Origin of the sequence: Pseudoalteromonas sp. McH1-42 (assembly GCF_022347845.1) — a bacterium.
Lineage (GTDB): Bacteria > Pseudomonadota > Gammaproteobacteria > Enterobacterales > Alteromonadaceae > Pseudoalteromonas > Pseudoalteromonas rubra_D.
On sequence record NZ_JAKRFU010000027.1, the window covers coordinates 32,152 to 52,244 of the forward strand.

Consider the following 20,093-nt stretch of genomic DNA (forward strand, 5'->3'; position numbering starts at 1 on the left):
CAACATGACAGACTACAATAACGCCCCGGAGTTAAAAGCCTCTGTGCTGGGTAAAACCACCGAATACGCCAGTCAGTACGAGCCAAGCTTGCTTCACCCTATCGCGCGCAAGCTTAATCGTGATCAGATAGCCGTTGATGAGCAGGCATTGCCATTTTTTGGTGAAGATATCTGGCATGGTTATGAGCTGTCCTGGCTGAATACAAAAGGTAAACCCCAGGTGGCCATCGCCCGGTTTGTGTTCCCTTGCCAGAGCAGTCATATTATCGAGTCTAAGTCATTTAAACTTTATCTGAACAGCTTCAATCAGAGTCAATTCGCCAGCTTTGAGGCGGTACGTGACACATTACAGCAGGATCTCTCCAAAGCGGCCCAGTGCGATGTTACAGTGACCTTGTACGGCCCTGACGACCACAACTGCCTGCCATTTTCAGCCCTGCCTGGAGAGTGCATTGATGAATTAGACATTACTGTGGATGATTACAGCCCGCGCGATGGCTTATTAACTCTGGAAAACGACCAGCAAGTGAGTGAAACCCTGCACAGCCACTTGTTAAAGTCTAACTGCCTGATCACCTCTCAGCCAGACTGGGCAAGTATTGTTATCCGCTATGAAGGGGCGAAAATCTGTCGTGAATCATTGCTACGTTACCTGATCTCATTTCGTGATCACAATGAATTTCATGAACAGTGTGTAGAGCGCATCTACTGCGATCTGCTGCGCGCGCTCAACCCCGCCAAGCTGGAAGTGTATGCACGTTATACGCGTCGTGGTGGCCTGGACATCAATCCGTTCCGTTCCAGCGAACAAAATCAGACCACCTTTAATGTCCGGATCAATCGTCAGTAAACGCTTCAATCGGCACACTGACAGCGCAAACATCGGTGTGGTTGGCCTGGTGTAAAAACCAGGCTTCAGGGCGATTCTTGCGCGCTGCAATCAAAGCCCGAAATGCATGACTATGGGTATTGAACACCCGAAAACGTTGCTTGTCGGTACGCTGAATATCCGCCAATACCTCAACGCCAAGAATAGGGTTAAAAGGCTGGTTTTCTTCAGGTTGTCTGCGCAATCGTTGCACATGTTCCATACCAGCTAACACTCGGCCAAAAACCGTGGTATTTAAATCCAGATACCGTTGTGCTGTTAATGTGAAATAGAATTCACTGCCCCCGCTATCAGCGCTATTTTGCCGCGCCATCGCAAAAGTACCCGGACAATGGGTCTGCCAGGTACGTGTCCCTTTGTCGTTCTGTGCTACGGCAAACCCATTTAAAAACCCGGTCCGTGGTGCATAACCATCGACCAAGTTTAAGGGAGTGATCTCCTGAGGCTCTGCAGTTGCCAGGAAAAGCTCAGCCGGAATAGTTTTTGACCCCTTGAGCGGGTGTTTCTCGTCGCTCTGATCTCCACCCTGTGCGACAAAACCTTCAACAAAGCGATACATAGTCAAGTCACGGTAAAAGTCCTCTCGCGCCAGCGCTTTAATATTTTCCACATGGCCGGGCGCCAGCTGCGGATTTAGTTCGACATAAACGGGTCCCGTTGGCAAAGTAATCTTAAGGATGTGCTCCAATGGTACTGACCGCCAATCCGCATCGCCTGCCTGTGCGATGATCTCAGCAGGGGCTGGTGTCGTCTGAGGTACATTAACACTATCAGTTTGTGCCAGTTTGTCGGTTGCCTGACAGGCAGTGAGTGCGAGGAGCAACAGCGCTGCTGTGCTCATCCTTGATGTTATTTTGCGTATTATTATTGTCATTATATGTTCCTGGTTGATACCACAATTCGCTGCGCGACAAAGGTGTCTCGGCAGACAAGGTTGGATTCGGCAAGCGTAGGTGAGTGCGCCCAGCCAAGTCGAGTTGTGTTAGCTGATCCGCGAAATGGCGACGAAATAGCTGCTCAAAACAGCCATCCGCAATCGCTTGCTCAAGGCCTGCTTGCAGCAAATCACGAAGCTGAATATTGGCTTTATCGACAAACAGATAAACTGCTGAGGGATAACTAATTAATAGACTGGGTTGCACCATAATATCAGTGCGTGAAGGAAAGTCATTGGCAGCCAGAATATCTAGCGGCACGACATCCAGGCGTTTGTTACTGAGCATAGTCATGGCTTTTTCGGTATCGTGGAAAGCCACCACCTGTAACCCGTTGCGTTCGAACACCGCTCTGTCAGGCCAGTCATGACGCAGCCCAAACAACAAAGGCTGCAACTGCCCCCAATGCTTAATATCCACAAAGTCCGCCGCTCGGCTGGCAGCAATGAACAACACACGATAGCCCAGCAAACCTTTAACCAGTGGGATACGCACAGCCAGGGCTTGCTGCTCACGCACCTTACTGGTCACAGACCAAAACACATCAATGCCCGATGGTTTGCCGAGCAAACGCAATGCCCGACTCTGTGTCGGGATCCCGACAATTGGCTTAAATGTCACAGGTCTGGGTTGATAAGACAGTGCCAGTGCCAGTAACTCAGTCACATAAGGGTTGGCGCCCGCAGTGACACGGATCTCAAGCGGCCCAATAGCACGAGAGGCCGTGGCAGAGCCGGAGATACAGAGCATCAGTAGCAACAAAAAACGGCGCATCATTCGTCCCAGTCAAACTTATACAGCAGATCAATACTCTTATATAAACCGCTGGTGGCTTCAATATAAAACTTTGAAAAAATACGATACCGCACTGCCACTTCGCTGAGCGATGCAAATACCCCGACCCGGTAACTCACCTGTACACTGGGCGTCAGATAGCCAGATACTTCAACCTGAGTATCGTCTCCGCTGCCTTTGGCGGTCAAATTCACATCCTTCACCCCTATCGTCTCTCCCGCTTTGGCGAAATAACCCTTACTGCGATCGATACTCTGCGACAATAAAAACTGTGCCAGCATGGTATTGTTATTACTTTCCCCCTCACCCAATGGCTGCCCATTGAGCAAATAAGCCAGCGCCTGTGCCTGATCCATCGCGGGCTCTGAGTAAATCACCAGCTCCGGGCTGCGAATGCTGCCTTTCACTTCAACACCAGCAATCACGCCATTGGCTGTGGTATCTGGGTTGCGTATCGCACGCACATTGATATAAGGCTTATCCAATGGGCCATTAAAACCCAGCTGACCAGTCTCTATGCTCAAATCCTGACCAAATGCCTTATATTGTCCTTCTCGCAGATTAATCTCACCGCTGGCCAGCATGGCTGAAGCGAGTTGTTTTTCCAGCGATAACTCACCTGCCAGATAAGCATCCAGCCCCATCGCTTTGACTCTGACATCATCAAGCAAACTGACATCCAGGTCGAGCCGATAATCCACTATCTGAGCAGACTCACTGGCACTGGGATTAGCGCCATCAATGATGACCTGATCGTCACTCACAGTAACAACCCCTTCTGGCAATTCTTCTATCTCGATACGTCCATAAGGGACACTGACCGATCCCAATAACTCAGCATACTGGCCGTTGTAGCTCAGTGACAAATCGGGCGAAATATCCAGTTCGATACCTGGCTGTGGCATCAGTGTCAGGCGCTCGCCATTGAGCCGCAATTTCGCCGCCATAGCGGCATGCCAATCGATCTCGCCGGTGAATGTAAGCTGACCTCGGGGCAACGTGTGTAGCTCACCATGGAGCAGAGCCTGCTGGCCACTCAATTGTATATCAAGGTCTAAATCGCTGATGGCCATCGGAATTTCACTGGCTTTTAGTTGAACATCCGTGACTCTGAGCTGCCCATTCAGCTGCGGCTGAGACAGTGCACCATCGATGCCTATCTGACCGGCGATAGTGCCAGCCAGTTCCAGATCGGGCCACAACAGACGGCGGAGCAAAGGCTTAAACTTATCAAGCTCTATGCCTGCGATGTTGACAAAACCGCGCATAGAACGTGTCTCTGCCTGCAATGGCATCTCCAGTTCGCCATTGAAATGACCTAACTTTTTGAGCGCCAGTTGCCAGGCCGTTTTGGCTTGTTGTGCATCACTGTTGAGTGTCAGTGCAAAGCGTTCTATTTCAAGAGGTAAGGTCGGCGCAACGCTGTCCTCACCATCATCGAGCTGCTCAGCAACAGCGCCATGTAGAATAACCTGAGCGTCAGACATATCCAGCTGCCCATCCAACGCCTGTAACTGACCTTGTGACCAGTTTGCCTTTGCATGACCCGATAATAAGCCTTGTAGCTGCGCCACGTTACTAAGTAACGGATTAAAATGCGCCAGGTCTAGTTGCTGCAACTCTACGCTGGCTTGGCCCTGAGCCCCCTGCTGCGCCGCGAAGCAAAGCTGACCGGGTGCCAGTGTCCAGCATTGACGCCCTATCTCCACTTGCCCGTCTTTAGCCCGAATACGCGCAGGTGCCACCAACGCCAGTTCGCTATTGTTTATGCGTAACAGACCAGTATCAAGTTGACCTGCCCAGGCTTGCTGAGCATACTGCCCACTCAGGGCCAGCTCGGCACTGCCGCCGCTATTGTCAACTTGCACCCTCAGCTGATGCTGACTTTGATCACCCTGCACCATCACACTAAGTGCCGTTTCGGGTAACTCACCCTGCGTCACAGCCGGCAAAGAGACACGCAAATCCGTCAACCAATTTTTGGCTATATCCACCGTCAGTGCCAGTGTACCGCCGTCAAGCGCAGTGTCCTCATAGACCAGTTTGTCCAGCTGGCTGTTCAATGTGAGCTTTGGCATACCAATCGGTCCGGTCGCCGTAAACAGCCCTGACAGGTGCGCATCCACAGGCAAAAGCGTATTTCGTTCATGGGCCAAGGTCAGCTCACCTTGCAAGTCCAGTTGTTTATCGGCTTTGCCTGACAACATAACCTGACTTTGCCCATAACTAAGCTGAGCAGCCTGGATCTCACCGTGTAAGTTACTATTTACTTCGCCTCGGACCATCACTTTTAGAGGCAATGCAGCCAGCTTGCCAGAAAGTGTGAGTTCATCGACCTGTGCCAGCCAGTGCTGATCCTGCCGAGTAAACTCGAGCTGATAAGCGCCCGACAGCTCAGTCTCATCCAGTTCAAGCCAGGCACCTAAAGGCAGCCTGTATAGCTCCCCCTGTAACTGACTGCGAAGCCCTTCTTGCCAGCTCACCTGAGCATTCAGTTGCGTATACGCTTCTCCCAGTGCTACCTGAGCTTCTTCCAGCGTCAATGCTGTCAGGCCTCCATTGGCAGCCAGTTTCACAGTGAGCTGATTATCCGGCACGGCCAGCTGTTCGCTCAGCACCACATTGGCATTCGCTGTAAACTGATAGTCATCCGCTGTCCCCGAAGCACTTAGCATCAGCTGCTGCAGCGTGTTATCCGCATCAAACGCAAATTGCCCAGCCTGAACATCCAGTGAAAACGGCCAGTTTGGAACTGCTGGAGTCACACTTAATACGACTTTGCCTTGCACCAGACCTGTCGTATCCGCAACCAGTTCAAGTTGCTGCAAATCACCTTTAAATGAGGCCGCACTTTGATAATCCGGATGCTGATAGTCAAGCGTACCCGATACAGCCCAGCTGCTCAGGTCAGCCTGCGCTGTGGCTACCAGCTGATGTGCGAGATAAGCCATCGACAAGCGCTTTATCGATAATTCGGACTGCTGAGCACCTGCGCTTAATGCTAACTGATTCAGTACCTGAGTATCGCCCCCGTAAGATTGATAAACAAGCTCACCTATAGTCAGTTGTTCAAGATCAACGGCCATTGGAAGGCGTATGGCTGGCAAGGATAGCGCTGGTATCTCTGTCGGCATAACGAAAGGCGCGGCAGGTGCTGGCGCTTCAGTTTGTGTGACTTGTATGCTGCGCAGTGCAAACTGACCAACCTGCATAACCTGCTCATCAATGCGCGCAGTCAGCATCATTTCATTAAGATCTATCTGATATCCCGCTGCTTTGATATCTGCAACGTCCAGTGTCAATTGCTCGATGGCAACTGAGAAAGGCACGGTCACAGGAGCTAGCCCAGACGCTGGCTCAGTGCCTGTAGTGCCAGGCTGAGCATTCCCTTGCTCAGTCAGATGCAACGTCACCTCGTCGGCACGGCCAGAGAGGCACAGGGTTGCACAGCTAAACCATTCAAGCGACAGACTTAGCTGACGCGCGTCAAAAACAAGCTGTTCGTTTTCAAACCGGATATCCAGCACAGCATTAGACAATAAACGTGCCTGCGGCGAGCTGATCTGTAAACCGGAGACACTGTGGTTGGCCACCCAGATAACGAACTTGTGACCGGGTAAGGTAAATAGCAGGCAAAATGCGGTCACACATACACCAAGGACAGCATAGCTAATGCGGCGCAGCCAGGTTTTCAATCCCATTACATCTCCGGTCCAATCACAATACTTAAACGGGTACTTTTGCTGTCTTTACTCAGCCCCCAGGCGTGGTCCAGCCGGATTGGTCCAACTGGTGTCAGATAACGCAGCCCGAAGCCGGCTCCCAATGCCCATTTCTCTTTAAAATCATCCGTCGCCGTACCGCTATCAACAAACAGCGCTACACGCCAGTTAGGCAATAACTGATAATTGTACTCAGCACTGGCGGTCGCCAGGTATTTGCCCCCCAGCAACTTACCATCCGCATCTCGAGGAGCAACCGACTGATAGGCAAACCCTCGTACGCTCTGATCGCCACCGGCGAAAAAGCGCATATTAAAAGGTACAGCCGCAATGTCATCTGCCACAATCGCACCGACTTCAAGACGCGTCAAAAAAAAGTGCCGCTGTTCCAGGTTTCGCAACCAGGCGTTTCTCCAGCGAACTTTGAGTAAAGACGTTGAAGAGATCACGGAGTCACTGGCCAGCTCGACCGAGATCAGTCGCTCATTCCCCCAGTAAGGCAACATTCCACCCAGCGTTTGCTTTTTCGCATAGCTAATCCCCGGGATCAGCATTTCAGTCTTAAGTACCTCACCATCTTGTTCACTGGTTTCATGTTCACGTTTTAAAAAAGCAGTACGCACCCAGTTGCCGGATGTCAGCCATTGACGCTGAACCTGGATATTCCAGGTTTTGGTATCCACCCCTTCGGTCAGATCATCTTGTAACTGATAACCACCAAGAACGCGAAATACATCGCTATTGGGGTCACTCATCGGGATAGTGTAAGCCGCACTGATATCCTGCTGACGCTGAGACACATTGAGATCTGAGGTCATCGAATGTCCCCCGTCAGTGATCCAGGGCTTACTCCATTTAAAGCGCGCTTTTGCCCCCAACTCAGTGCTATATCCCCCACCAACTTCATAGCTGTTGGCGGGTTTATCGACCAGCTCAACACGGATAGGGACCTCCCCCTCTTGCCTGGCTTTAAGCAAAGGATATACCCGAACACTTTGAAAATAGGGGGTTTCATTTAATGTCAGATTGTACTCAGACAATTTATCCGCAGCATACAACTCACCAGGCTGAAACGGGCTCAGCGCTCTGGCAAAGTCTATTGCTTTTGACTCAGATGACAAACGCAGCGCACCAAAGCGATAGCGGGGACCAGCTGAAAGGACTAAGGTAGCAGAAACCTGCTGCAACTCAGGCTCTACCGTCAGCTGCTTTTTCTGCCATTGAAAATCAAAATAGCCCAGCTCCAGCAGCAAGCTTTCTATTTGCGCTTTGGTGGCTTCATACTGATCATGTCTGACTTGCTCGCCCGCCTGGATTGCACCCGCGATTAAACGGCTGCGTAGGGTTTCATCTTCAACCCCCTGGAGGGAGATCTCGACTTTGTGCCAGGACAAGGGTGTCCCGGGATCCAGATGTAATGCGACACCGCGAGTCTGAGGGTCAAATACCACAGAGAGCGTATGGCGATAATATCCAAGTGCCTGCAATGCCTTAGTAACATCTTTATTTATAAGCTTAGTTCTGCGCGGCGTAAAAGGTTTACCCACATACGAAGCCATAAACCGTATGACATTGTCCCTTGCTTCATCAGTCAACTCAGCGCTGTCAGGGGCACTGTGGATGGTAAACTCTGAGATACCAGACGACGCTATAGCCAAGGAATGAAATGAAAAAAGTAGCACAACAAGAACGGTACTAAACGCAGATAAACGCACTAAATAACCCTATAAATCACAATGGCATTATAATACCACAGCAAGTTGACGCTGACATGGCGTGGTTAGGCTCATTACTGTGTTATTTTTATGCGCATGCATACAAATTTTTGCGGTCAGTGCTTTTTATTTTGTGTTGGATAGCGGACAATATCGCCAGCTATTTTAACTTGAGTACGATTATGCAATTCCCTGATGATGACAACGGCCAGCTTCTGTCTGAAATTGCTGCAGCCGGTGTAGATCTCACCCAGATGCACAGCATCGATTTTTTTATCTTGTTTGAACAAAAAGCCGACGCAGAACGCTTTATGAGTGCCATATCTGCTGATGAGTTGGCACCCAAAACTAAGCTGGATACCTGCCCGGATACTGGCGTGTGGGAAGTTGTGACGTCTGTGACTATGGTGCCAGATCACCAGCTTTTAAACCAAACCGAACAATACCTGGAGTCTATCGCGAACAGCCACGAAGGCTACGGTGATGGCTGGGGGATCCTCGCAGAGTAATGCTCGCGTGTTTTGGTCGCGGATAACAGCAAGCCCAGCTTAGCTCTTATCCGCGGTGCGATAACTGCCCTGATAATCAAAAATCTTCTCGCTCACCTGCCAGCCATACTTTTTATGTTGTCGCGCAATCACAAAATCCGGTGCCGATAACACAGTGGCATCCACCTGTGCTGCCTCTGTCCATGCCTTCACGTTAACGCCAGTCCGACAGTGCTTTTCATACTGGCGAACAAAATAATGTCGACTTTTAGGGTTTGAAAAATCAAACACTTCACTGACGCTGGCTCCGTCTTCGTCGAAATAAGTGATTTTCAGCACTTGCGCCTTAATCACTTCACCACTTAATCCGCTACAACGTATCACCATGGCGTTTTTTAAGTTCAACGCCGCGCGCAGCTTGTCATCGGGATCTGCCAGCATCACCCCACAACTATGGCACTGACGGGCCGCGATATCGTTCTCGGCACCACAACTGTCACACTCCTTGAACTTAAAACGATAGTCACATTGTTGCTCGTTGCCTTCATCATCCTGCAACAACCCCTGGCAACGTCTGCCAAAATGCTCTATAACTCGCCCCTGTTCATCATATTTACCCCAGAAAACATTGCCGAAGCCACAGCCAGGGCACAACACCTGAACAGGTTCATTGTCTGAGTTCGGTTTCTTACTGCCGACTTCAAGATGGAACAAATCAAATTCATTGGCTGCATAATCAATCACCAGACAGTCTTTTTTGCCCTCACTGAGGCGCAGACCTCTGCCCACAATTTGCTGATATAAACTGACAGACTCGGTGGGCCTTAAGATCGCAATGACGTCGACATGAGGTGCATCAAACCCCGTAGTTAATACAGACACATTCACCAAATACTTTATTTCTCGACGTTTAAAAGCAGCAATGATGTCATCCCGCTCCCGGTTATCCGTATCACCAATCACCAAAGCGGTTTGCTCTGTCGGTAAATAACCTATGATCTCTTTAGCATGTAATACGGTCGCAGCAAATATCATCACCCCATGACGCTCTTTACTCAATGATACGACGTGATTAATAATGCTTTTGGTGGCCCGTGTATTACTCTGCAACAGCTGATTCATATCCGCTTCACTGTAACGACCAAACGCATTGCTATTCAGCGCGGAGAAATCATAATTTTCTACTGCCGGATCGAGTTTATTAGGTGGAGTGAGATAACCATGCTTGATCATATAACGCAGTGGTAATTCATAAATACAACGGTGGAAAGGGCTATTTTCACTGCCCCGAACAAAGCCATGATAGTGATTTCGATACACCCAGCCACTGCCTAACCGATAAGGCGTTGCAGTCAGCCCTAAAAGCTTTAGAGCAGGGTTAAATTGTCGCAAGCGTTCAATCACCGCCATATACTGACTGTCTTCCTCACCGCTGACGCGATGACACTCATCGATAATCAGCAAAGAATAAAAAGTGTCTATCGCTTCTAAATTCCGAGCCAGTGATTGAACACTGGCAAACGTTACCTGATGAAGCGTCTCTTTTTGTTTTAAACCCGCTGAGTAAATACTCGCGTTTAAACCATAGCTTTGATATTTCTGGACGTTTTGCTCAACCAGCTCTTTTACGTGTGTCATCACCAGAATTTTGTGTTTCGCCAGTCGGGCTAACTGTGCAATCACCAGGCTTTTACCTGCTCCTGTTGGTAATACAATAACCGCACTGTCATCGGACTTTCTAAAATGCGCAATGGTATTAGCTACAGCTTCTTCTTGATAAGGTCTTAACGTGTAAATAGGAACACCTGAGAATATTAACGAATTAGGAAAAAGACAAAGGTGGAATAAGGCAGGATATGAGAGTGAACCGAATACTTGTCCACTTAAATAGTAGTAAGCCAGTCACCTTTGAAATACAGTGACTGGCCTTAGACGCTCACAATTAGATTTTGTGATCTTCTAAATTAACGCCAACAAACGCCTTTGGTGTTTTACCGCGACCAGTCCATTCAAATACTTCACCGTCTTTTTCAATTCGGTATTTTGGACGAACCTTGCTACGCTTATCTGTCGCACTTTCCGAAGCAAAATCTTCTAAAGACAATCCTTTTTCTTTAATCAGTGCCAAAACTTCTTTTTTGGCTTCTTCCTGTTTTGCTTGCTCATCAATAGCAGCTTGGATCAGCTCCAGCGCTTTATTCAAATCACTGTAACTTGCAGTCTTTATAAAAGATCTTATTTCACGCATTGGATTACTCTCATAGATTGTTGAATTTAGAATTTTCTAAGTTAATTAAGCTCGATATATAGAGAGTATATTATATTTATCTCATTTCAAATTAAAAGTGATTAAATTTATAATGCCTGTTGATAATTACTCAATATTAGACACAGCGCCAGAACATTTTCCACTCTTAGGCACAAAGACAGCATAGCAACCCAGGCTAACGCATCCACACTTTTACTTCAGCCAGACCATTCGACTGCAGCAACTGGAGTTGAGATTCCACATTTTGACTTTGCTCAAACTCAAAAGCATCCAGTTGTTCATCAAAAGTAATGGTCGCAGCGCCATCTCCACCGCGCTGTTTTACTTCATGTAATGCGATATCAGCCAGGTTAACCGAGGCCTCCCAGCCGATCACCTGTCCTCCCAGCAAGGGCAGTGGATAGAAAGACCAACCCACAGAGACACTCAGATTTAGTGACTTACCATTGGGTAGCTTAAAGTCAAATTGGGCAATTGCTTTACATAACTCACTGACATATCGCTCAACCTCAGAACATTTAAAATCTCGCAAAAGCAGCAGAAACTCATCACCGCTCCAACGCGCCACATAATCTGAGCCCTGCGTACGGGTATTGAGCAAGGTTGCAAGCTGCTGCAAACAGCTATCTCCGCCAATTGGACCATAGGCATCGTTGATTTTACTGAAACTATCTATGTTTAAGATCATCAGCACCAGGCTCTTATCCTGCTGACGCAATGACTGTGCATTGCGCTGATAGTGCTCAATGTCCTTAGGAAGCTGATCAAATAAGAAGCGACGACTGCGAAGCCCTGTCAGCTCATCTGAGTGGCTCACCAGTTTCAGTTGCGTATTCACCTGATTCAATTTGTCGTTGGCTTTTCTCAGTTCGGTCGTACGCTCAGCAACCAGCGCTTCCAGTGCAGCCTGTTTACGTCGCTCCTGAGTACGGAACACCCAGAACACCAGATAGAACAAAAACATGAAACCACAGGTGATAATCAAACGGAAAAACACCGTTTCATCAAACCGCTGAGGCAATTGCAAATTCAGCGACAGATTATGTGCCTGTTGCCAGTCCTGACCACGGCGCTTCACCTGTAATAAAAAGGTGAAATCGCCTGGCGGTAAATTCGTATATATGGCTTCGCGACGTGACTGTGCATCACGCCACTGGGCATCATGTCCTTCCAGTTTATAGCGAAACTCGATACTTTGCGGTGCATAAAAATCGATAGCCGTGTAGCGAATCGTCAAATCACGCTCGCTGGTGTCGAGTTCAACCGGGCCCTCAAGTCTGTCTGGTGTCAGGTTTCTGTATGCCGTAGAGATACTCTCAAATTTGGGTGCCAATTCAGCAGCACTAAACAATTGCACCTTTTTCGGGATCCGCACTATGCCTTGCAGGCTGGGATAGAGGAGATAATCATCCTGCTCAACCACAGCATCATGCCCCAGCCCGGTACAACATTGGCTCGGCACCCCATCCAGTTGCCTGTCAAAGGGGTTGATCACCTGTTCAACCTGCAGGTTCTGCACAGCTTCACTAAACTGCGCCACCGGCATCCGATACACCCCTTTCATGGTACTCACCCAAACGAGCTCCTGGGATTTATCGAAATGCAATGACAGAATCGGGCCATAAGGTAGTCCGTGAGAAGCATCCAGCTGATGCCAGTCTCCATCCTGGCTTCTATAATAAAGGCCATCATAAAAGGTCCCCACCAGAGTGGCGCTGCCTTCTATGTGTAAAATGCTGGTGACATAAGCAGACTCAAGGGACGTCTGTCCGCCTATCTTCTCGATGCCACGTTCATTATATTTATAAGCCCCTTTGTCGGTGCCAATAAAACCAAAGCGAGGGAAGTCGACGACATAGGTAATAAACTGGCTGCCAAGAAAGGCATTATAAGTGAAAGGTGTCAGTCCACTGTAATCGAGCCGATATAGACCACGCCCGGTGCCTAGCCATAATCCACCTTGATTGGAGGGGGTCAGTGTAAAGACCTGAGTCTGACGAAATTCTCGATTAGGGATAGCCAGTAATTTATCATCTTCATAAATAACCACACCACGACCGGTGCCAAGAAACAAACGTTCGCCAATAAACTCCATATCATGGATCTCAACCCCTTTGAGCTGCTCTGCACTGATCACCGGCTCAAAGTTATCGTTGCCATCCAACCGACCGACACCTTCACGGGTTGCAACCCAAACATTTCCCTGCAGGTCTTGCGTAATAGCAGAAACGGCCTGCTCGCGCTGCGTCCCAACGGCGAAACGCTCTACTCTGCCAGCATGCGCCAACCACAAGCCTTCATTGATACTGGCCATCCACACATTTGAGTCGTTGTCGATAAAGATATCTGTAAACCAGATCCCTTGATCCAGCTGTGCCAACTCAACATATTGCCACTGACCACCACTTTCTTTGTACAACAGCCGCCCGTATGTGGAGACCCACATGCCGCCTTGCTGATCACTTAAAAATTTATAAGTCGCGTTATTGCCAATCTCATCGTAGCGCCGCAACACTTCATCGAAATCAAGAAAGTATGCTCCCAACTGAGAAGCCAGGAAAAGCTTACCGTCTATCCAGGCAAGGTCATGGATATTGGTCTGCGCTAACTGTCGGGGTAATGAAACTTTGCTCGACAGTTCCAGTCGCATATCATTGGAACCCATAGATTGCGATTCGCTGATCCGCAGTAAATGGCGCTCATTGATCAGCCAAATCCCTTGCGGCGAAGAGGTCATTTTGGTTACAGAGCCAACGATTTGGCTGATATGCGTCAGGGAGAGTTTTTTACTATCGAGGTTATTTTCGGCCAGAGTAAGGCGTTTGGCCGACACGTAATATAAGCCATTTGCCGCGACCCAGATATTGCCATTGTGGTCTTCGAGAATATCTCTGACTTCACCCTGAACGTCAAAACGCTCTGCGACCAGCGTCTGTGGATTTAAACGGGTCACACCCCGGCGGGTACCTATCCACAACATGCCAAATCGGTCTACGAAAATCTTATTGACCGCATTGCTGTCGAGAAACGTGCTGTTTTGGGTCGTATAATTGCTAAACTGCAAGCCATCAAAGCGACTTAAGCCGAACTGTGTCCCTAGCCAGATATAACCCTGCTGATCCTGTACAACACTTTTTATACTTTGCGACGGCAGCCCGTTTTGCATACTCCACTGTTTAACAACATAATCATTAATTGCCGCATTCACGCCGGTGGTAAATATACACAGCAACAGTAGAAGTATAAATCGCATAGGCTCCCTCTTCGTACCCGTAAAAAATTAGCCGCCCAGGACCCCTGTTTTAAACAAAGCTTGCAGACAAATCAATGAAAATATCCCGGCAAGCAGGTCATCCGCCATGATCCCAAGACCACCATGGAGTTTTCTATCTAATAATCTGATTGGACCAGGCTTTGCGATATCAAAAAAGCGAAACAGCAAGAAGCCAACCAACAGAGACTGCCAGCTGATTGCAGCACCCACCATGGTAATATAAAACCCGGCAACTTCATCCCATACAATGGCTGGATGGTCATGTACCCCGACATCCCGAGCGGTTTTACCACAAATCCAAAAACCAGCCAGGCTAATAACGACCGCCAGGGCCACTTGTAACCACAAGGGCTGTCCCATTGTCAGCAAAATAAATGGCAATGCTGCCAGGGTACCAAAAGTACCCGGCGCTTTGGGCGCCAGTCCTAAACCGAACCCCAAAGCTAAAAAGTGGTGCGGGCGTTTGAGGTTGAATGATAACGGCTTATTCAAACCTGCTCCTCATTAAAAATGTTGATAACCACTGCGCGGCAAGGGGCACTTTTCGCCCGCATTGAACAACTCAAGCTTACCCGCTGAAGCCGTGACCTGACCGATACACACAGGCTCAACGCCATACTGGCGCAGTCGTGCTTCGACAGCCCCTTTATTGCTGTCGTTGACGGTAAATAACAACTCATAGTCATCGCCATAAGCCAGACTTAGCTCATGACGCAAAGATTCAGGTTGCAATTGTTGCATAATTGGTGAAACAGGCACATCTTCGATATTAATGATGGCCCCGACTGCGGACTTGTTCAGGATGTGCTGTAAGTCAGCCAGTAAGCCATCTGAAATATCAATACAGGCTGTTGCCATGCCACGTAAAACCTGCCCTGCCGCCACTCTGGGAGTCGGGAAATGCAACTTTTCTTCAAGCCGCTTTGCTTGCTTATCCTCAAGTACCAGCTGCCGCTTACGTGCTTCGATAGCCAGCGCTGCATCACCCAGCTCGCCGGTCACGTAGATCCAGTCACCCACTTTAGCACCAGAGCGTGTCAGTGCTTTATCATTAGGAATAATCCCCTTGGCACAAATGGTGATGGTCAGCGGACCCTGTGTCGTATCACCGCCAATCAGCTGAACATTATAGTATTCAGCAATTTCATGCATCCCTTCGGTAAACGCTTCCAGCCAGTCCATATCAACCTCGGGTAAGGTCAGTCCAATGGAGATCCAGGTTGGCTCAGCGCCCATGGCAGCCAAATCACTGAGGTTAACGGCCAATGCACGATGGCCAAGGGCTCTGGGTGGAATGTCTTCGAAAAAATGAACACCGGCAACCAGGGTGTCTGTCGTAATGGCAAGTTGGTGCTTTTCAGGAACCGTCACTATGGCACAATCATCACCAATGCCAACCTTTACATCACGACGCGCAATACCACGCCCCTTGAAGTAATGATTGATTAATTCAAATTCCTTCATACAATAAAAAAGCCGGCCTATGCCGGCTCTCCTCACGGTCTAGATTACTTGCGGATTATCTTAACCGCTTTGTCCAGTACGCCGTTGACAAATTTGTGACTGTCTTCGGCACCAAACATTTTCGCCAGCTCAATCCCTTCGTTAATGGCGACTTTGTAAGGGACGTCTTCGCGGAACTTTAACTCGTAAATGCTGACGCGTAATACGGCTTTTTCAACCATATCCAGGTCGTCAAATGGACGAGATAAATGCGGCGTCATCAATTCATCTAGCTGCTTGCAGTTCACTGCAACACCACGAGCCAGATCCTTGAAGTACTCTACATCAACCTTTGAAACGTCATTTTCGATCAGCATCTGCTGCTCGATATCAGCAATGGGGTTGCCACTTAGCTGCCAAGAATATACTGCCTGAAGGGCAAGGACACGCGCCTTACGTCTAGCTGCTGGTTTCACTGAGATTCCTCTTAAATTTGCTCTAGCACGTTCACCATTTCTAGTGCACCAAGCGCGGCTTCGCCACCCTTATTGCCCATTTTGGTTCCCGCACGTTCGATGGCCTGCTCAATACTTTCGGTGGTTAACACACCAAAGGCAACCGGGATATCGTAGTCCAGAGACACGCTCGCCAGGCCTTTGTTAGACTCATTTGCAACCAAGTCGAAATGAGGCGTACCACCACGGATGATGACACCTAATGCAATGATGGCATCGTGTTCTTTCTTCATTGCAACACGTTTTGCCGCTAAAGGTAATTCTACCGCACCCGGTACATACACAACTGTGATGTCTTCATCCTTTACGCCACCTGTGCGCTTTAACTCATCAACCGCGCCTTCTAACAAGCTGCTGCCGATAAAGTCGTTAAAACGAGAGATGACAATGGCAAATTTCTTGCCTGGTGCGTATTTATTACCTTCGATGATTTTCATTAGATGATTCCTAATCTAGTATAAGCAATTGCCAAATTGAGGCGCATAATAGCATAGAAAAAGACGAAACGCCTACAGGGAAATCCCCAACAGGCGCTCGTGCTGTTATTCGTAAATTATTGAGGTTCGACGTAATCGACGACTTCTAAGTGGAAACCTGACAGGGCGTGATATTTTTTCGGTAAGCTCATCAGGCGCATTTTGCTGATCCCCAGATCAGCGAGGATTTGTGAACCTACACCGACGGTTCTGGAAGTGCCCTGGAATTTGCGATAGTTCGGCTTCTCTCCGGCATCTTCTGCTGCAAATGCCTTGACCAGCTGTTCCAGATCTTCGGTTTTCTCTTGTTTGCCCAGAATAACCAACACACCTTCATTGTCGGCGATGTATTTCATTGCCCCATGCAAGGTCCAGCTGCGATCGGCACTGCGATCGGAAAGCAATGTATCATTGAATGTACTCTGTAAATGAACCCGAACTAATGTTGCCTCATCCGCACTGACTTCGCCCTTGAGTAATGCATAGTGCAACTGGTTATCTATGGTGTCTTTGTAAGTAACCAGGTCAAACTCACCGAATTCAGTCGGTAATTTACACTGCGCGACTTTTTCAATCGTGGTCTCATTAAGATTACGATATTCGATTAAATCGGCAATGGTGCCAATTTTAATGTCATGCTCTTTCGCAAAGACTTCCAGCTCAGGGCGTCTCGCCATGGTGCCATCCGGGTTGAGGATCTCAACAATCACAGAAGACGCTTCAAGACCGGCTAAGCGGGCTAAATCGCACCCCGCTTCAGTGTGACCGGCGCGAGTCAGAACGCCACCGGGCTGTGCCATAATTGGAAAGATATGACCTGGCTGCACAATGTCTTCAGGCACCGCACCTTTGGCTACTGCCGCTTGCACAGTACGGGCACGATCGGCCGCTGAAATACCGGTTGTCACCCCTTTTGCCGCTTCTATCGACATGGTGAAGTTGGTTGAAAACTGAGCGCCGTTATTTTTAACCATCAGCGGTAAATCAAGCTGCTGGCAACGTTCCTGCGTCATTGTCAGACAGATCAGGCCACGGCCATAAGTCGCCATAAAGTTAATTGCTTCTGGCGTAATATGCTCTGCCGCAATGATCAGATCGCCTTCATTTTCCCGGTCTTCGTCATCCATCAGAATGACCATCTTACCGGCTTTGATGTCGTCGATGATTTCTTGTGCGCTGTTTAAGCTCATAATCTTTCCGTTAGTAAGTCGTAATTGGCAAGTTATTTAATAAACCCAGCTTTGGCGAGCAAGCTAGATGTGAGAGTTGATTGCTGCGTGGCAACCGGTTCACCCTGGATCAACCTTTCCAGATAACGTGCTATCTGATCCACTTCCAGGTTGAGTAAGGTTCCCACCTTAAAGTCGACAATGGTGGTTTCCTGTGCGGTATGTGGCACTATCGTCAACTTGAATTTATCACCATCCAGGTCATTTACAGTCAGGCTTATGCCATCAATGGCCACGGAGCCTTTATAGGGGATGTATTTCATTAATTGTGCTGGCGCTTTGAGCCAGTAATCTGTGGCGCGTGCATTAGGCTGCACGGCGACCACCTCAGCAATGCCGTCGACGTGACCAGATACCAAATGACCACCAAGACGTGAGATCGGTTGCAGGGCTTTTTCCAGATTCACTTTTTGTCCAACCCGATATTCACCGAAACGGGTTAACTTCAGCGTTTCATTTGAAACGTCGGCACGAAAACCGTCAGCAAACTTCTCAACAACGGTCAGGCACACTCCATTGGTGGCAATGCTGTCGCCAAGTTGCACATCATTCATATCCAGTGTTGTGCTGGTAACTCGCACGCTGAGATCACCCTGTTTAAGCGTTAGCTCTGTCAATGTGCCCGTTGCTTCAATGATGCCTGTAAACATAATGTCTTACTTACCTTGTTGTTTGTGTGCCGTGACGCGAATGTCCGTCCCTATCGACACGACCTCTGCAATATGTAGTTCGGTGATCTCACTCATCGACGCCAACGGCGCACTGTTGAACAAGTCTTTACCATGGGTGCCGATGATCTTAGGTGCCAGATAAATCAGATATTCATCAATCAAACTTTGTTGATGCATGGCACCCGCCAGTGTTGCACCGGCTTCCAGCCAGACTTGATTGATATTACGCTCAGCTAACATGCTCAGCGCTGCATGCAAGTCAATTTTACCAGCATGGCTATTAATTTTAATTTGCTCTACGAAATGTGGCCAGTTGTGTTGATTATCAAGGTCTGAACGCAAAATAACGACAGGAGACGGGGTTTTAAACAAAGCTAACTCAGGATGCAGACGATTTTGCGAGTCAATAATCACCCGAACCGGTTGCCGCCATTGTTCAACAGGGCGCTCAATGTCTGCCAGCTCCTGTGCGCGCACATTAAGCCGGGCATCGTCGACCAGCACGGTGTCAGCGCCAGTTAAAATCGCACAACTTTGTGCCCGGCCAAGCTGAACATCTCGTCGTGCCGCTTCGCCGGTGATCCATTTGCTTTCACCATTACCCAGTGCCGTTTTACCGTCCAGGCTTGCTGCTAACTTACAGACAACAAAAGGCAAGCCGTGTTCCATGCGCTTTAAAAACCCCTTGTTCAGTGCTCGGGCCTGTTGTTCCAGCAGCCCAGAGGCTGTTTCTATCCCGGCCTCATTGAGCATCGCCAATCCCCGCCCCGCCACTTCAGGGTTAGGGTCAACCATGGCTGCAATGACTTTGCTCACTCCGGCTTCGATCAGACCTTTTGCACACGGAGGAGTGCGGCCGTAATGGCTGCAGGGCTCAAGTGTCACATAGGCTGTTGCACCCCGAGCTCGCGCTTTCGCTTCACGCAGGGCGTGTACTTCTGCATGTGGCTCTCCGGCTCGCAAATGAAACCCTTCACCGACAATCTCACCATTATTAACGATCACGCAGCCTACATTCGGGTTGGGTGTGGTGGTAAAACGACCTTGTTGAGCCAATTCAATGGCGCGTGCCATATAGGTATGATCGGCCTGTGTAAAACTCATTCATCCCCCAGTCGGGCAATTTCTTCGCCAAACTCTTTCACATCTTCAAAGCAACGATACACCGACGCAAACCGCACGTAAGCGACTTTGTCGAGTTTTTTCAATGCTTCCATAATACACTCACCAACCAGCTGGCTGGGCACCTCCCGCTCGCCAGTCGCCCGTAACTGAGACTTGATCTGGTGAACCACTTCTTCAATCTGCTCGGTGCTCACCGGGCGCTTCTCCAGCGCGCGATGCAAACCATTTTGTAACTTGTCTTCGTTAAATGGCTCTCTGGAACCATCTTGCTTGATGACCCTGGGCATAACCAGCTCTGCACCTTCAAAGGTGGTAAAGCGCTCATGACACAAAATACACTCGCGTCGCCTGCGGACCTGATGACCCGAGCCAACTAATCGTGAATCAATCACTTTGGTTTCTTTTGCCGTACAAAATGGACAGTGCATAAAAGCTCACTATGAAAAACAGATAAAAACCCAAACTGCTTCAGTTAATTCAGAACGCACTTTGAGCCAATTGCTGCCAGTATATCAAGATAGTAGCATTCGATGCACATAAAAAAGGC

The 20,093-nt window shown here is 48.8% G+C and carries 17 protein-coding genes; 2 read left to right on the top strand and 15 right to left on the bottom strand.

Annotated elements, in window-relative coordinates; all coding sequences use genetic code 11:
- The first annotated feature begins 4 nt into the window (after positions 1–4).
- Positions 5–850 (top strand): NADPH-dependent 7-cyano-7-deazaguanine reductase QueF, encoded by an 846-nt coding sequence (gene queF / locus MHN31_RS20540; protein ID WP_194868413.1) that lies wholly within the window; start codon positions 5–7, stop codon positions 848–850.
- Here the strand turns inward: queF and MHN31_RS20545 are convergent.
- The 4 genes from MHN31_RS20545 to MHN31_RS20560 are packed head-to-tail and all read right to left on the bottom strand — an operon-like array spanning position 837 to position 8,056.
- Positions 837–1,730, bottom strand: coding sequence for a peptidylprolyl isomerase (locus MHN31_RS20545; protein ID WP_239445194.1), 894 nt, complete (start codon positions 1,728–1,730; stop codon positions 837–839). The genes queF and MHN31_RS20545 overlap by 14 nt on opposite strands.
- Positions 1,660–2,598 carry a transporter substrate-binding domain-containing protein gene (locus MHN31_RS20550; protein ID WP_239445195.1) on the bottom strand — a complete coding sequence of 313 codons (939 nt, stop codon included), beginning with the start codon at positions 2,596–2,598 and terminating at the stop codon, positions 1,660–1,662. Before MHN31_RS20550 ends, MHN31_RS20545 begins: the two co-directional genes overlap by 71 nt.
- Positions 2,598–6,320, bottom strand: a complete 3,723-nt coding sequence (locus MHN31_RS20555) for a translocation/assembly module TamB domain-containing protein (RefSeq protein ID WP_239445196.1) — start codon at positions 6,318–6,320, stop codon at positions 2,598–2,600. The genes MHN31_RS20550 and MHN31_RS20555 overlap by 1 nt, the downstream gene beginning before the upstream one ends.
- Positions 6,320–8,056 carry an autotransporter assembly complex family protein gene (locus MHN31_RS20560; RefSeq protein ID WP_239445197.1) on the bottom strand — a complete coding sequence of 579 codons (1,737 nt, stop codon included), beginning with the start codon at positions 8,054–8,056 and terminating at the stop codon, positions 6,320–6,322. Before MHN31_RS20560 ends, MHN31_RS20555 begins: the two co-directional genes overlap by 1 nt.
- Before the next feature lie 182 nt (positions 8,057–8,238).
- Here MHN31_RS20560 and MHN31_RS20565 point away from each other — a divergent pair, with 182 nt between their 5' ends.
- Positions 8,239–8,565: a ribonuclease E inhibitor RraB gene (locus MHN31_RS20565; RefSeq protein ID WP_138538645.1), complete on the top strand. Its 327-nt coding sequence runs from the start codon at positions 8,239–8,241 to the stop codon at positions 8,563–8,565.
- A 39-nt stretch (positions 8,566–8,604) separates the two neighbouring features.
- Here MHN31_RS20565 and MHN31_RS20570 read toward each other — a convergent pair whose 3' ends face one another.
- From MHN31_RS20570 to nrdR, 11 genes are all read right to left on the bottom strand, one after another.
- Entirely contained in the window at positions 8,605–10,341 is a 1,737-nt protein-coding gene (locus MHN31_RS20570) for a DEAD/DEAH box helicase family protein (protein WP_239445209.1), read from the bottom strand.
- A 145-nt stretch (positions 10,342–10,486) separates the two neighbouring features.
- Entirely contained in the window at positions 10,487–10,792 is a 306-nt protein-coding gene (locus MHN31_RS20575) for an H-NS histone family protein (RefSeq protein WP_125563537.1), read from the bottom strand.
- Positions 10,793–10,988: 196 nt separating this feature from the next.
- On the bottom strand, positions 10,989–14,066 hold the full coding sequence (locus tag MHN31_RS20580) for a ligand-binding sensor domain-containing diguanylate cyclase (RefSeq protein WP_125563539.1): 3,078 nt from the start codon (positions 14,064–14,066) through the stop codon (positions 10,989–10,991).
- A 27-nt stretch (positions 14,067–14,093) separates the two neighbouring features.
- On the bottom strand, positions 14,094–14,579 hold the full coding sequence (locus MHN31_RS20585) for a phosphatidylglycerophosphatase A (RefSeq protein WP_125563541.1): 486 nt from the start codon (positions 14,577–14,579) through the stop codon (positions 14,094–14,096).
- A 12-nt stretch (positions 14,580–14,591) separates the two neighbouring features.
- Positions 14,592–15,551, bottom strand: a complete 960-nt coding sequence (thiL, locus tag MHN31_RS20590) for a thiamine-phosphate kinase (RefSeq protein WP_239445198.1) — start codon at positions 15,549–15,551, stop codon at positions 14,592–14,594.
- 44 nt (positions 15,552–15,595) lie between these two features.
- The gene (gene nusB / locus MHN31_RS20595) at positions 15,596–16,006 is read right to left on the bottom strand and encodes a transcription antitermination factor NusB (RefSeq protein WP_010382792.1); all 411 of its coding nucleotides are present in this window, start codon (positions 16,004–16,006) and stop codon (positions 15,596–15,598) included.
- An 11-nt stretch (positions 16,007–16,017) separates the two neighbouring features.
- Positions 16,018–16,482, bottom strand: coding sequence for a 6,7-dimethyl-8-ribityllumazine synthase (ribE, locus tag MHN31_RS20600; RefSeq protein ID WP_010382793.1), 465 nt, complete (start codon positions 16,480–16,482; stop codon positions 16,018–16,020).
- 116 nt (positions 16,483–16,598) lie between these two features.
- Positions 16,599–17,711, bottom strand: a complete 1,113-nt coding sequence (ribBA, locus tag MHN31_RS20605) for a bifunctional 3,4-dihydroxy-2-butanone-4-phosphate synthase/GTP cyclohydrolase II (RefSeq protein ID WP_125563545.1) — start codon at positions 17,709–17,711, stop codon at positions 16,599–16,601.
- Positions 17,712–17,743: 32 nt separating this feature from the next.
- Positions 17,744–18,400 (bottom strand): riboflavin synthase, encoded by a 657-nt coding sequence (locus MHN31_RS20610; RefSeq protein WP_010382796.1) that lies wholly within the window; start codon positions 18,398–18,400, stop codon positions 17,744–17,746.
- 6 nt (positions 18,401–18,406) lie between these two features.
- A complete protein-coding gene (ribD, locus tag MHN31_RS20615) occupies positions 18,407–19,525 on the bottom strand; it encodes a bifunctional diaminohydroxyphosphoribosylaminopyrimidine deaminase/5-amino-6-(5-phosphoribosylamino)uracil reductase RibD (RefSeq protein WP_194868409.1) in 1,119 nt (372 codons plus the stop codon).
- Positions 19,522–19,974, bottom strand: coding sequence for a transcriptional regulator NrdR (gene nrdR, locus MHN31_RS20620; protein ID WP_010382799.1), 453 nt, complete (start codon positions 19,972–19,974; stop codon positions 19,522–19,524). The genes ribD and nrdR overlap by 4 nt, the downstream gene beginning before the upstream one ends.
- Positions 19,975–20,093 lie beyond the last annotated feature (119 nt).

Excerpts from the sequence above, each read along its gene's own strand:
- ribE (WP_010382793.1), bottom strand. The coding sequence starts at position 16,482 with ATGAAAATCATCGAAGGTAATAAATACGCACCAGGCAAGAAATTTGCC.
- MHN31_RS20550 (WP_239445195.1), bottom strand. The coding sequence starts at position 2,598 with ATGCGCCGTTTTTTGTTGCTACTGATGCTCTGTATCTCCGGCTCTGCC.
- queF (WP_194868413.1), top strand. The coding sequence starts at position 5 with ATGACAGACTACAATAACGCCCCGGAGTTAAAAGCCTCTGTGCTGGGT.
- MHN31_RS20565 (WP_138538645.1), top strand. The coding sequence starts at position 8,239 with ATGCAATTCCCTGATGATGACAACGGCCAGCTTCTGTCTGAAATTGCT.
- MHN31_RS20610 (WP_010382796.1), bottom strand. The coding sequence starts at position 18,400 with ATGTTTACAGGCATCATTGAAGCAACGGGCACATTGACAGAGCTAACG.
- nrdR (WP_010382799.1), bottom strand. The coding sequence starts at position 19,974 with ATGCACTGTCCATTTTGTACGGCAAAAGAAACCAAAGTGATTGATTCA.
- MHN31_RS20580 (WP_125563539.1), bottom strand. The coding sequence starts at position 14,066 with ATGCGATTTATACTTCTACTGTTGCTGTGTATATTTACCACCGGCGTG.
- thiL (WP_239445198.1), bottom strand. The coding sequence starts at position 15,551 with ATGAAGGAATTTGAATTAATCAATCATTACTTCAAGGGGCGTGGTATT.
- MHN31_RS20545 (WP_239445194.1), bottom strand. The coding sequence starts at position 1,730 with ATGAGCACAGCAGCGCTGTTGCTCCTCGCACTCACTGCCTGTCAGGCA.
- ribD (WP_194868409.1), bottom strand. The coding sequence starts at position 19,525 with ATGAGTTTTACACAGGCCGATCATACCTATATGGCACGCGCCATTGAA.
- MHN31_RS20555 (WP_239445196.1), bottom strand. The coding sequence starts at position 6,320 with ATGGGATTGAAAACCTGGCTGCGCCGCATTAGCTATGCTGTCCTTGGT.
- ribBA (WP_125563545.1), bottom strand. The coding sequence starts at position 17,711 with ATGAGCTTAAACAGCGCACAAGAAATCATCGACGACATCAAAGCCGGT.
- MHN31_RS20575 (WP_125563537.1), bottom strand. The coding sequence starts at position 10,792 with ATGCGTGAAATAAGATCTTTTATAAAGACTGCAAGTTACAGTGATTTG.